Genomic DNA, 13,272 nt, shown 5'->3' on the forward strand with positions numbered 1-13,272 from the left:
CTTTTGAGTAAGTGAAGCGTCTGCTTCACTTGCCATTCCCATCAGCTAAGCTGCAACTTGGCTTCAGTGCTTTTTTCAGTCCAGTAGTCTACTTTTTCCAGTAGGTCTTGAACATCGAAGGGCTTACTTAAATAATCGTTCATACCAGCGTTAAAGCAGTCTTCTCTATCACCTTTCATGGCATTGGCTGTTAGCGCAATGATGGGGGCATTAACATATCGCTCGCCGGCTTCACCCCGTCGAATACGGCGGGTTGCTTCAAAACCGTCCATGTCAGGCATTTGACAGTCCATCAATATTAAATCAAAAGTCACTTTCATTTTCTTTAAGGCTTCTAATGCTTCAATACCCGATTTCGCACTCAAGGTTTTGTGGGCACTTAAGTGCTGCTTCACAATGACCTGATTGATGTCGTTATCTTCAACAATAAGAATTTTACGTTTTTGTATTGCGGCGTTGTAACTATGGGCCTTACTTCGTTGGGGTGCTATTAGGCTATCGTCGCCCTCTTTTAGCATGATGTTGAAAGTGAATGTACTTCCTTTGCCTTTTTCACTTTCTAAATGAATTTCACCATCCATAAGCTCACACAACTGTTTACTGATAGAAAGCCCAAGGCCTGTACCGCCAAATTTGCGGGTTGTAGATAAGTCTTCTTGCGTAAAAACCTCAAAGATTCCCGCTTGTTTTTCTTTCGCGATACCTATTCCTGAATCTTTGACTGCGCAGGTTAAGCGGAGCTTATTGTCACTGGTATGCGCTAAGGTGGTAGTTACGTCAATTTCACCCTTTTCGGTAAACTTCACTGCGTTGCCAATCAAGTTAGAGAGAATCTGACGGAAACGAACAGAATCTCCAATGACTACGTGAAAGCCTTGTAGGTTAAAATGAAAATGAAGACGTAGCCCTTTTTCTTGACATAAAATGGCGTATTGCGATTGCAAGCTTTCAAGGGTTTCTAGCAAATCGAAGGGTTGATCATCAATTTGAAGCTGCCCTGCTTCAATTTTAGAGAAATCAAGAATGTCATTGACGATGTGGAGTAGGCCTTGAATGCTAAAAGTAGCAAGCGAGAGGTAATGCTTTTGCTCGTCGTTCAATGGGGAATTCGATAGCAACTGTAGTACCCCAGAAATACCGTGAATAGGCGTGCGTATTTCATGGCTCATACTGGCAAGGAAGCCAGATTTCATATGTGCTGACTCTTCCGCCTTTTGCTTCGCGTCTTGTAAATAACGCTCCGCTTGTCGCTGTTGTGTAACGTCTTGTTGAAAGCCAATGTAGTGGGTGACTTCGCCGTCAGACTTTACTGGCGTGAGGATGAGTTTGTTATAGAAAGAGACACCATCTTTACGGTAATTAAGAATGGTGGTTTCAATTGGCTCGCGGTTTGCAATCGCTCTTCGTATCCGCGAGGTGGTATGACTATCGGTGCCTTCACCCTGCATAAACCTGCAATTTCTACCAATGATATCTTCTTTATTGTAACCAGTAAGGCGATTGAACGCATTGTTAACATAGATAATTGGTTGACCCGTACGCTTTATATCCGCAATAACAATAGAGACCGTGGCTTCGTCCATGGCGTGATTAAGAATTTGCACATGACTTTCTAGCGAACGCTGAGTGCTATAGTCAACCCCAACGAAAATAGCGCCTCTGATGTTATGGTTAGCATCTTCGAGTGGCGTATTGGTCCATTTAATATGCTTTTCCAATCCGTCTTCTACCGAGAAATGTTTTAACTCTCCAGAAGGTTTATTAATGAGCTTATTGAGTATGTACTTAACCGTACCTTCACGCTCTCCGTATTGATCTTCACAAAAAGCATCGAACCGTTTGTTGCTTAACATCACGCGATGGTTTTCATCTACCACTAAGAGCATATCTCCCATCGAATCAATAACATTAGAAAACTGTTCGTTCGATAAAGACATTTCCGCAAGGTCAGAAATTAAGGTATCAAATGCACTGCGAATATTGGCTAATTCTCTAGCCTCTTCTACAATCACTGACTCTTGTGAGTCGGTATCTTTAATACGGTTAACTATATCTTTATAAAGGGCTGATAAGGTGTTCTCTGCAAGTAGTGCAGTGGTTCGAATCATGTGAAAATTAACTAAGATAATACCTACAATAATGGCCAGCATGAGTAGCGCCAACCAATACAAGCCTTTCAGAGCATTGCCGATAGGTTTAATGCTATACAGGGTTAAGTTTTGATAGCGCGAGTCTTGCAACACATAGCCCATGGTGTCGACATCACTAAACGATGTACCGGGAATAATAAATTCCGGCTCACTACTGAAAAGTACTACGCCATTTTGTTCAGTAACAATCTGGTTAGTTAGCCTTGGGTAGGGGGCTAGCAAGTCTTGAAGGCTCTCTACATACATAACCAGCGCACCTTCTGCTGCACCACCTAAAAGTACTGGGACAGAAAAAAGCACGCCATTGTGAGAGATTGAAGAAAATGAAAGAGACGCGCCTAGTGTTTTTTGTTGCCACGCAGTATCCAGTTTTTCAGAAATAGAATGACTCCAGTTTTTCTGAATAACCATTTCGCCGGAAAAGTCGTACAACGCAAACTCCACATTACGGGTTTGGGTTAACTTTAACGACCTAAAGAACATGGGAAGATAATTATCACGCTGCTCTAAATCTACCAGAGAATTAATAATGATATCGTTAGATGCAAGGTCAGATAATTGCCGAGTGGTATCATTAACGATAAAAGAAAGGTCTTGTTTTAAGCCTTCAATAGACTGTTGTTGTACCGTTTCGATCTGCTGCTTGGCAAAAAAGAAGGCAAACGCAAAAAGCATTAACGCAACAACTAAAATCAACCCGAACAAACGGGGTAGCATGCTGGTTAATAAGCGCTTTCTAAGCGGTGGTGGCTGAAATTGCATTACTGATTTTCCAGAACGACCAAGTTACCTTTTTTATCAAATGAAGCCATAAAATAGTCCTTAGCCATTAATGCGTCATGCTGTGTGGGTGTAAATGCTGGGTCATAAGTTTTGATTACACCTTCAAAACTCCCCAAGTCTTCTAGTGAATTTCGTAGCGCATCTACATCATGACTGCCTGCTTTTGCCACGGCTTTAGCTAGCATGTTAACTAAATCATAAGCGTGCGCAATGCCTGTTACAGCTGGGATAGATTTAGGGTCTACGAGCCCATACTTACTATGATAAGCTTCTAACAATTGTTGGGCTTTTGTATGTTTTTGATGATCAAAGTGGAAGGTTTGTAATACTGACAAATTAAGTAAGTCGGGCTCAACGTTCAAACGCTCTATAAAATTGCCCGAAGCAATGCCCCAATGGGAAATTACAGGTAAAGCTGTGAGGTTTTGTGCTGCTAATTCGTTTACGACTACTGCCCCTTCAGGTGCGTTGGCAACCAAAATGATGGCTTCTGCTTTGTCTGATTTGATAGCAGATATATCTTCTTCAAATTTTTTCTGCTGCCAGTTAATCCAGCGAGTAGTCGTAATGGTTATCCCCATTTCGGCAGCGGCTAAGGTGAGCGATGCCTCGTTAGAACGACCCCACCCAGTACGCTCTAAAACCAGCGCCACACGTTTAATACCGCGAGAAACAGCATGCTGAATAAGTACTTTTCCCGCCTCTGCATCACGAACTGATACGCGAAATACATTGTTAGGAGCATATTGGTTGTCAACCACTTGTGTACCTGCCGCCCAAGGCACGAGATATAGCAAGTTAAGTTGGTGAATAGACTCAAGCTCGGCTAACGCAACAGGCGTATGCACACCTCCTATTACCGCAATTAAGTCGCCATTGGTGGCGAGCTGTTCAATGTTATGAATGCCCCGAGCAGGGTTGCCTCTATGATCTTTTAAAATGATATTAAGGGGGCGGCCTAGCAATCCCCCCTTTTTATTAATTTCATCTACAGCAAGTTCAACGCCTCGTTTAATGGCTACACCACCGTCCACAGCGACAGCCGAAAAGTCTGCATCTATACCAATATAAAGTGGTGTCGACGCCTCACTGCCGTTAGAGTGAAAACTTAATGCCATTAACGTTAAGAACCAAAATGTGAAACGTAAGCGCATAAAATCTTGAAGTTGATGGTAAGGCTAGTAATTGTATAGCATTAATTGGTTAGTTTTACCTTCCAAACATTATTCTTTCGTCTATCTTTGTTTAATTATTAGCCATGAATAAACCGCACTTTTAGCAAGGTTTTATCACGTGAAGAACAGCGTTAAGTTATTTATAGTACGGCAATTAATGAGCAGATTGACGATCTTGTACAGGAGTGAATTGGTAGTAGCGTTTAAACTCTCGAGAGAATTGAGATAAGCTGTTATAACCCACCGCTTCGGCAGCGTCTCCCACTCGATAACCTAATGCGATTAACTCTCTGGCTTTCGATAGTCTAAATTTCTTTATATATTGAACGGGTGAATCCATTACTACATCCCGAAATGTGCGGTGGAAACCAGAAACACTCATGTTCGCACTAGCGGCAAGTGAGTCTACGTTTAACACAGAGGAATACTCATCATGAATGGTCCGCAAAGCTTGGGCGATTCTCGCATAATGCCCATTGTCGGTAAGGCCGCAAAGAACATGACCGGCAGGGCCATTAAGGATGTAATATACAATTTCTCGCACAAAACCTGCACCCAATGCTTTGGCACTATTACTGTGAGTTAATGCTTGAAGTAGTCTGCGTGTTGCATCGGTTATGTTTGCATCTAATGACTGCTGACTTACTGTAAAAATAGGAGCGGGGCTATTTTTGGCCTTGTCGTCACGCCATTGTGAAAGCTCTACAAGCAACGACGCGGGAATATCAATGACTAAACCTAATATGCAATCGTCATCATCTAAGGTGGCTGCACATTGAGCAGGCAAGGGCACACCGAAAACAATGTAATCGCCTTTTTTGTATTCGATTTCACGATTATCAACATACAAACGTTTAGTGCCTTGTAGCATGATAATAATGCCAGACTGATAAAGTAATGGCTGCTTAGGGCAGCCATAAGGATCGCGAAAAACTCGTACGCCATCTATATCCGTCTTGCTCACGCCACTAAGCGCTGATTTACCTTTTGCGTGTAAAAACTGTTTCAGAATTTGACTTAAAAAAGCCAAATTATGAGTAGAGCCTGGGTTGTTTGTAGAAATAGGCAAATTTTTTCCAGAAATAGACGGTTTGTTTACACTAAATGGCACTATTATGCATTAACACAGGCATGTAATGACAGAGGAAAGACCATGAAATTTTCATTCAGCAACCCAACTCGGATCCAATTTGGCCAAGGACAAATTGGCTCAATCAACACCCTAATCCCAAAGGACAGCCACGTTTTAGTGTTATTTGGTGGCGGTTCCATCAAAAAAAATGGTGTTTATGAGCAAGTAGAGAACGCGCTAGAAGGCTACAACTGGGAATCTTTTGGTGGCGTTGAGCCAAACCCAACCATTGAAACACTAGACAAAGCGGTTGCACTGATTAAAGAAACAGGCGTTGACTATATTCTTGCAGTAGGCGGGGGAAGTGTTATTGATGGCGCAAAATATGTGGCGGCAAGCGCCGTATATGAGGGTGAGGGCTGGGATATTCTAACGGGCAAGCATACCGTTGATAACGCGCTACCTATTGGGGCCATTCTAACCTTGCCAGCAACAGGTTCTGAATCGAACGGTGGTTCGGTGATAAGTAAGAAAGCAACCAAGCAGAAGCTGGCGTTTATGTCTCCGTTAGTTTATCCGCAATTTGCTGTATTAGACCCTGATGTAATAAAAAGCCTTCCGCATCGACAAGTAGTTAACGGTTTAGTGGATGCCTTCGTTCACGTTTGCGAGCAGTACTTAACCTTTCCACAAAATGCGCCGGTTCAAGACGGCTACGCTGAAACCTTGCTGAAAACCTTAATTCAACTTGGCGGAAAAATTGATAACAAAGATGATGCATGGCGCGCTAACCTTATGTGGTCAGCAAACCAAGCACTAAATGGCCTTATCGGTTCAGGTGTTGCGCAAGATTGGGCTACCCATATGATTGGCCACGAACTCACGGCACTGTATGGCGTAGATCATGCTCGTTCATTAGCGATTGTCCAGCCGTCACTACTACGGGTTCAACTTGACACTAAGTCAGCAAAGCTATCACAGATGGGTCAAAACGTATTTGGTCTAGAAGAGAGCGATGATATTGCGCTTCGAACTATCGACGCTATCGAAGCCTTCTACCAGAGTCTTGAAGTCGCTACCCAGCTTACTGAGCATGAAGGCGACAAGCAAAGTGCCGTTAATGCTGTGGTAGAAAAGCTGAAAGGAAACAAAATGCTTTCACTCGGTGAAACGGGAGCCATTACCCCAGAAGTGAGTGAGCAAATTCTCAACTTGGCAGTGGCTGAGTAATCCCTACCTAAAAGCGGGCTATCACTTTGTATTCAGCCCGTGCGTTGATGTTAAAATGATACAAACTGGCACGATTCTACTATTAACAAAGTAGATGAAGTGTCGGTTTGTTTTTTAATTATACAACAGAAGTATGATTTTCAATTCCGTTTGCGCTTTCTGAGTTCATTTATTAGGTTTAAAGAAGGCAAGTCGTGTTTTACGCCAGCGTAGATGGGAGTTAGCTTGCAGAGAAATTATCCCCCTTCCATTATTGATTTGGAAGCCAGTGGGTTTGGTGCCCGTAGTTATCCTATTGAAATAGGTATAGTGCGCTATGATGGTGCAAAATGGTGCAAGCTTATTCGTCCTTTTGATAGTTGGGTTCATTGGGATCAAGAAGCAGAGTCTTTGCATGGCATCACCAGAGCCATGTTGAACACTTACGGAGTTTGTCCGGTCAAAGTGTGTCACGAGCTTAATGCCTTTTTAAGTAATACCATTGTGTATACTGACGGATGGGTGGTAGATAACCCTTGGCTCATTAAGCTTTTTGCAGCAGCCTCGGTTCAAATGTCTTTTTCATGTCGTGCATTAGAGTATGTTTTAAGCGAACCTCAAATGGCGCTTTGGCACGACGTTAAATCAAGTATTGAATCGCAAAGCGACGCTCGACGTCATCGAGCAAGTACTGATGCAAAAGTTATTCAAAGTACGTATGTTGAAACCCGTAATCAGGTAGAAGCGGCAAAACACAAAAATTAGAACCCGCTTTAAGGGGGCGTTCATGTATTAGAAAAAGTATTGAACACCTAACGTAAGCGCATTATTTTCTTTATCTCCTACTTCTCGATGTTCAAATTCCAACGCCATATTTAAACCACTCTCGTCACCAACTAACCAACCCAGTCGAGTAAAAGTGCCTAAGTCTTCAGGTATATAGCGCCATTCAGGATAGTACTGCAAAGGTGAGTGGCTCGTATTAAACGAGGCATATATTTGTTGTTCGAAAAGTAGCGTTAACGCACGGTGAGCGCGAATTGATAGTTGGCTATTTTTGCTAGCATTAAAATGACTATCGTAGCCAGGTATGGATTCAAGGCGTGTTTCATTAAAGCGGCTTTTAATCTTCCACTTTGCTATTTTTTCACTTTTGAACACGATAGGGCCGTAGTAGTCATTCCAATCAGAAGCATCCCAATCAGAAACATCCCAATCAGCGGCTTCGCTGTAAGCGGCACTCAATGAGGCAAGCAATATTAAACAAACCACGCAAGTTGGGTAAGTTTTCATGGATAAATTCCTAGTTGAGTGAGACAGCGTAAACTTGTTCTTATGACTACCGATTATTATAAATGTAGGTGGTAGCTTCATAACCACAAGGGTGTTTTGTTCGCGCTATATGCCGATCTCTAACTTAAAAATATGACACAAAACGGTAACAAAAAATAAGTGCTGAATAGTAAGTGTAGTCTTTTATCTAAAAGGTTAAAAATAAACTTGTTAGATATTTCTATTGTGAACTAACTTTTAAAGGGTAGTAGTAAGACTTACTTCAATTTAGTAGGCAAAGCAGTACTTTCAAATAGGGAACTTGGCCGGAGGTGAGTGATGCAAACGGAATGGGAATTTGAACGAAAGTTTTTAGTAAGTTATGTGCCAGAAGGTTTGTTAGATACACGAAAGCCTGTTGCAATAAGACAAGGTTACTTAGCTACCGAGCCGGATAAGCATATTAGAATTAGGGATGAAGGTGGTAATTACACCATGGCCGTTAAACAAGGTATCGGCCTTAAACGCAGAGACACGCGAATTACGTTGGATTCTGAGCAATTCGCTGATTTATGGCCTTTAACCCAAAATATGCGGGTGGAAAAACAGCGATATCGTATCGACTTTTTTGGAGCTCAACTGGTGATAGATATTTTTACCGGTAACTTAGCACCTTTAAAAATGATGGAAGTTGAATTTGACAGCGAAATGAGTAGTCGACAATTTTTGCCGCCAGATTTTGCGGAAACGGAAGTGACCCATAAGAAAGAATTTCAAAATGTTGCGTTAGCGCGATTTGGCTTGCCTGATATGGTCATAGCGAGTGGGAGTACGAAAAGTGTCTCCATTCATGCAGGTTCCATATAGATAGCCAAAATATAACCACGCTATCGCCACGCTATCGCCAAGCTATAGCAAGATAATAGCCTGAAATTAAAAAGGGTCGCTTCATTATGAAGCGACCCTTTTTCTGTTTTAAGCTTTCAACAGCCTAGCGCAAACTATACCGCTGAGCAAACTATACTGATGAACGTAGTGCTTCAGCTTTATCAGTTGCTTCCCATGGGAAGGCTTCGCGGCCAAAGTGGCCATAAGCTGCAGTCGGTAAGTAAATAGCACGTTCTAAATCAAGCATTTTGATTAAGCCATAAGGACGTAAATCGAAATGTTCACGAACCAAGGCTACTAGCGTTTTCTCGTCAACCACACCAGTACCGAAGGTATCTATACTGATAGATGTTGGCTCAGCCACACCAATGGCGTAAGACACTTGAATTTCACAGCGCTTAGCTAGCCCAGCAGCAACAATGTTTTTAGCAACATAACGGCCTGCGTATGCCGCGCTTCTGTCGACTTTTGAAGGATCTTTACCTGAGAAAGCACCACCACCGTGACGGGCCATACCACCGTAGGTATCTACAATGATTTTACGTCCAGTTAGACCACAATCACCAACAGGTCCGCCAATAACAAAGCGACCAGTAGGGTTGATGTGGAATTGGGTATTGCTATCAAGCCATTCACTAGGTAGCACAGGCTTGATAATTTCTTCCATTACTGCTTCGCGTACTTGCGCAGTAGAAACTGAGTCACAATGCTGAGTAGAAAGTACTACGGCATCGATGCCTACAGGCTTATCGTTTTCGTATTTAAACGTAATTTGGCTTTTCGCATCTGGGCGCAAAAAGTCTAGCTTGCCAGATTTTCTCACTTCAGCTTGTTTTTGTACTAAGCGGTGAGAATAAGTAATAGGCGCTGGCATTAATACGTCAGTTTCGTCACTGGCGTAACCGAACATAAGACCTTGGTCGCCTGCTCCTTGTTCTTCTAAGCTCTCGCGATCAACACCTTGGTTGATATCTGGCGACTGTTTGCCAATGGCGTTTAATACTGCACAAGAATCAGCATCGAATCCCATATCTGAGTGAACATAGCCTATGTCTCTTACCGTTTTACGTGTGATTTCTTCAATATCAACCCACGCAGAGGTAGTGACTTCACCACCAACTAATACCATTCCGGTTTTAACGTAAGTTTCGCAAGCCACGCGGGCACGAGGATCTTGTTCTAGAATAGCATCTAGAACCGCATCTGAAATTTGATCGGCGATTTTGTCCGGGTGTCCTTCAGACACAGACTCGGAGGTGAATAAATGCGTGGCCATACATGCTCCATAAGCGTTTATTGTTCAAAATAGGTGAGTATTGTACTAAAACAAGGTATAAATACCAGTCTTTACTTCTAGACGTCTAAAAGTCCTTTCGTTACGATTTGTTGACAGTCGTGGATCACTTTTATAGATAATTGAGTAAAGTTAGCCACGCTTTCCTAATGAAGCGACATTGGCTGGTGAAGGAATGATGAGAATATTCATTATTTTAGCCAACTTTCGGTAATGGCAATGAAAAGCCATTGAACTGAATGGTGGCATGGGTAAGAATAACGCCCACATTACGATATACAGCAAAGCAGCGCTTTAAGGTTGAACAAAGGGATTTTGCCCACAGTGTTCCCTTAGCGAAATTCAGCTACAAAATAAACCAGGAGACAACATGCCCTCTCGTCGTGAACTTGCCAATGCCATCCGTGCTTTAAGCATGGATGCTGTTCAACAGGCCAAATCTGGTCACCCAGGCGCCCCTATGGGGATGGCCGATATTGCCGAGGTACTATGGGGTGATTTTCTATCACACAACCCGGCAAACCCGTCTTGGGCAAACAGAGACCGCTTTGTGCTTTCAAACGGTCACGGCTCTATGCTGTTGTACTCTTTGCTTCATCTTTCAGGCTATGAACTGCCTATTGAAGAGCTTAAGAACTTCCGTCAGCTTCATTCTAAAACACCGGGTCACCCTGAATATGGGTATGCACCGGGTGTTGAAACTACCACTGGCCCACTTGGTCAAGGCGTTAGTAACGCAGTAGGTATGGCGCTAGCTGAAAAAGTATTAGCGGCGCAGTTTAACCGTGATGGTCATGATATTGTCGATCACTACACCTACACTTTCATGGGCGATGGCTGCCTGATGGAAGGTATTTCTCATGAAACCTGTTCACTAGCGGGCACATTAGGCCTGGGCAAACTTATTGGTTTCTGGGATGACAACGGCATTTCAATTGATGGTGAAGTAGAAGGTTGGTTTACCGACGACACACCAGCACGCTTTAAAAGCTACGGCTGGGAAGTGATTGAAGGTGTTGACGGTCATGACGCTGAACAAATTAAAGCCGCTATTGAACAAGCTAAATCGAACAGCGCTCAGCCTACGCTAATTTGCTGTAAAACCGTAATTGGTTTCGGTTCACCAAACAAAGAAGGCACTGAGTCTTGTCACGGTGCACCATTAGGTGATGACGAAATTATATCTACCCGCGAAAAGCTAGGATGGAAGCATGGCGCGTTCGAAATTCCTGATGATATCTACGCAGGATGGGATGCAAAAGGCAAAGGTGGCGAAGCTGAAAGTGCGTGGAACGACGCCTTCGCAGCATATGAAAGTGCTTACCCTGAGCTTGCCGCAGAATTTAAACGCCGTGTGAACGGTGAGTTGCCAGCAGATTTCAGTGATAAAGCGGATAAAATCATTGCTGATTTGCAAGCTAACCCACAGAACATTGCATCACGTAAAGCATCACAAAATGCATTAAATGCATTTGGTCCTTTGTTACCAGAACTTCTAGGCGGCTCTGCCGACTTAGCCGGTTCAAACCTAACCATTTGGGATGGCAGTAAAGGCGTTGAAGCCACTGATGCATCGGGTAACTACATTTATTACGGTGTACGTGAGTTCGGTATGTCGGCCATGATGAACGGTATTACCCTTCATGGTGGTTTTAAAGCGTACGGTGCTACATTCCTAATGTTTATGGAATACGCACGTAACGCGGTACGTATGGCGGCGCTTATGAAGCAACCTGCTATTTTCGTATACACCCACGATTCAATTGGTTTGGGTGAAGATGGCCCAACGCACCAGCCGGTAGAACAAGTAGTGGCACTGCGTGCTACACCAAATCTAGACAACTGGCGCCCATGTGACCAGGTTGAATCTGCTATTGCATGGAAGTTCGCGATTGAGCGCAACGATGGTCCTTCAACGTTGATCTTCACTCGCCAAGGTTTGCCACAGCAAGAACGTAATGAACAGCAAGTTGCTGACGTTGCCAAAGGTGGTTATGTGCTTAAAGATTGTGCAGGCACGCCTGAATACATCTTTATTGCTACAGGGTCTGAAGTTCAACTTGCTGTTGAAGCAGCAGATAAACTAAGTGCAGATGGTAAAGCGGTTCGCGTAGTTTCTATGCCTTCTACCGACGTGTTCGATCGTCAATCCGCGGATTACCGTGAAAGCGTATTGCCTTCTAGCGTAACTAAGCGTGTTGCAGTTGAAGCGTTATCGAAAGAAAGCTGGTACAAGTACGTAGGTTTCAACGGCGCCATCATTGGGATGGATACGTTCGGTGAATCAGCACCAGCGGGTGACTTGTTCAAACATTTCAATATTACTACTGAAGCAGTGGTAGAGGCAGCATTGTCTCTTAGCTAACGAGGTCACCGCAGTCTATGGTAAACATTGCCATAAACGGGTTTGGTCGTATTGGTCGCAATGTATTGCGTGCGCTTTATGAAAGCGGGCGCAATAGCCACTTTGATGTGGTTGCGATTAATGATGTCGCCGAGCCAGAAGGTATAGCTCACTTATTAAAATACGATACCGCCCACGGGCGGTTCGGTTTTGATGTGACACTAGAAAACAACACACTGAACGTGGCAGGCGATGCTATTCGCTTGTTGGCACAGCCAGATATCAATTTACTGCCTTGGCGTGAAATAGGGGTAGATATTGTGCTGGAATGCACAGGTAAGTTTGATGACAGAGTATCGGGGCAGGCACATATTAATGCAGGCGCAGAAAAGGTACTTTTTTCCTCGCCAGGCTCGCCAGATTTAGACAACACTATCATTTTTGGTACTAACGATGACACGCTGAAAGCGGAGCATAAGTTGGTGTCTAACGGGTCGTGCACTACTAACTGTATCGTGCCGGTTATTCAAGCGCTTGACGCGGCCTTTGGGGTTGAAAGCGGCACGATTACCACTATTCACGCTTCTATGCACGACCAGCAAGTAATTGATGCTTACCACCCAGATTTACGCCGTACTCGCGCAGCCAGTCAGTCTATTATTCCAGTAGACACACGGTTAGCGGCGGGAATTGAGCGTATTTTGCCTAAATTTGCAGGTAAATTTGAAGCTATTGCGGTAAGGGTGCCAACCATTAATGTAACTGCAATGGATTTAAGTGTAACCTTAGGTACGCAAGTGACTATTGCGGATGTCAATCAAGCACTGAAGCGAGTGAAAGCAGGGCGATTACAGGGTATTTTAGATTACACTGAAGAGCCGTTAGTTTCTGTTGATTTCAATCACGATCCTCACTCTTGTATTGTGGATGGTACGCAAACCCGCGTAAGTCATAAGCAGCTGGTAAAAACACTGGTGTGGTGTGACAACGAATGGGGTTTTGCAAACAGAATGCTCGACACTGCGCAAGCAATGTATGACGTAAGCTAATTAAGAATTTTGCTGCCAAGGTTGGTAGCGCCAGCC

The 13,272-nt window shown here is 43.6% G+C and carries 10 protein-coding genes; 5 read left to right on the plus strand and 5 right to left on the minus strand.

The window, feature by feature from the left end; translation table 11 throughout:
* Window positions 1-41: 41 nt before the first annotated feature.
* The 3 genes from J5X92_RS17975 to J5X92_RS17985 all read right to left on the minus strand — a co-directional run bounded on the left by J5X92_RS17975 (window position 42) and on the right by J5X92_RS17985 (window position 5,177).
* Entirely contained in the window at window positions 42-2,912 is a 2,871-nt protein-coding gene (locus J5X92_RS17975) for an ATP-binding protein (RefSeq protein WP_208806230.1), read from the minus strand.
* Window positions 2,912-4,051: an ABC transporter substrate-binding protein gene (locus J5X92_RS17980; protein ID WP_244361030.1), complete on the minus strand. Its 1,140-nt coding sequence runs from the start codon at window positions 4,049-4,051 to the stop codon at window positions 2,912-2,914. The genes J5X92_RS17975 and J5X92_RS17980 overlap by 1 nt, the downstream gene beginning before the upstream one ends.
* A gap of 211 nt (window positions 4,052-4,262) precedes the next feature.
* Window positions 4,263-5,177, minus strand: a complete 915-nt coding sequence (locus J5X92_RS17985; protein WP_208806231.1) for an AraC family transcriptional regulator — start codon at window positions 5,175-5,177, stop codon at window positions 4,263-4,265.
* 84 nt (window positions 5,178-5,261) lie between these two features.
* On the opposite strand from J5X92_RS17985, the gene J5X92_RS17990 reads away from it, so the two are divergent.
* Window positions 5,262-6,410 (plus strand): iron-containing alcohol dehydrogenase, encoded by a 1,149-nt coding sequence (locus tag J5X92_RS17990; RefSeq protein WP_126873041.1) that lies wholly within the window; start codon window positions 5,262-5,264, stop codon window positions 6,408-6,410.
* Window positions 6,411-6,623: 213 nt separating this feature from the next.
* A complete protein-coding gene (locus J5X92_RS17995) occupies window positions 6,624-7,154 on the plus strand; it encodes an exonuclease domain-containing protein (protein WP_185864176.1) in 531 nt (176 codons plus the stop codon).
* A gap of 27 nt (window positions 7,155-7,181) precedes the next feature.
* On the opposite strand, the gene J5X92_RS18000 is transcribed toward J5X92_RS17995, so the two are convergent.
* Window positions 7,182-7,682: a hypothetical protein gene (locus tag J5X92_RS18000; protein WP_208806232.1), complete on the minus strand. Its 501-nt coding sequence runs from the start codon at window positions 7,680-7,682 to the stop codon at window positions 7,182-7,184.
* Between the two features lie 318 nt (window positions 7,683-8,000).
* Here J5X92_RS18000 and J5X92_RS18005 point away from each other — a divergent pair, with 318 nt between their 5' ends.
* Window positions 8,001-8,528: an adenylate cyclase gene (locus J5X92_RS18005; protein WP_126873044.1), complete on the plus strand. Its 528-nt coding sequence runs from the start codon at window positions 8,001-8,003 to the stop codon at window positions 8,526-8,528.
* Window positions 8,529-8,679: 151 nt separating this feature from the next.
* Here the strand turns inward: J5X92_RS18005 and metK are convergent, their stop codons facing one another.
* Window positions 8,680-9,825: a methionine adenosyltransferase gene (gene metK / locus J5X92_RS18010; RefSeq protein WP_126873045.1), complete on the minus strand. Its 1,146-nt coding sequence runs from the start codon at window positions 9,823-9,825 to the stop codon at window positions 8,680-8,682.
* Window positions 9,826-10,213: 388 nt separating this feature from the next.
* On the opposite strand from metK, the gene tkt reads away from it, so the two are divergent.
* Together tkt and epd are read left to right on the plus strand one after the other, a co-directional pair.
* A complete protein-coding gene (gene tkt, locus J5X92_RS18015; protein WP_013785321.1) occupies window positions 10,214-12,208 on the plus strand; it encodes a transketolase in 1,995 nt (664 codons plus the stop codon).
* A 17-nt stretch (window positions 12,209-12,225) separates the two neighbouring features.
* Window positions 12,226-13,236 carry an erythrose-4-phosphate dehydrogenase gene (gene epd, locus J5X92_RS18020; protein ID WP_208806233.1) on the plus strand — a complete coding sequence of 337 codons (1,011 nt, stop codon included), beginning with the start codon at window positions 12,226-12,228 and terminating at the stop codon, window positions 13,234-13,236.
* The last annotated feature ends 36 nt before the right edge of the window (window positions 13,237-13,272 follow it).

The organism is Alteromonas sp. K632G, from assembly GCF_017653625.1.
GTDB classification, from domain to species: domain Bacteria; phylum Pseudomonadota; class Gammaproteobacteria; order Enterobacterales; family Alteromonadaceae; genus Alteromonas; species Alteromonas naphthalenivorans.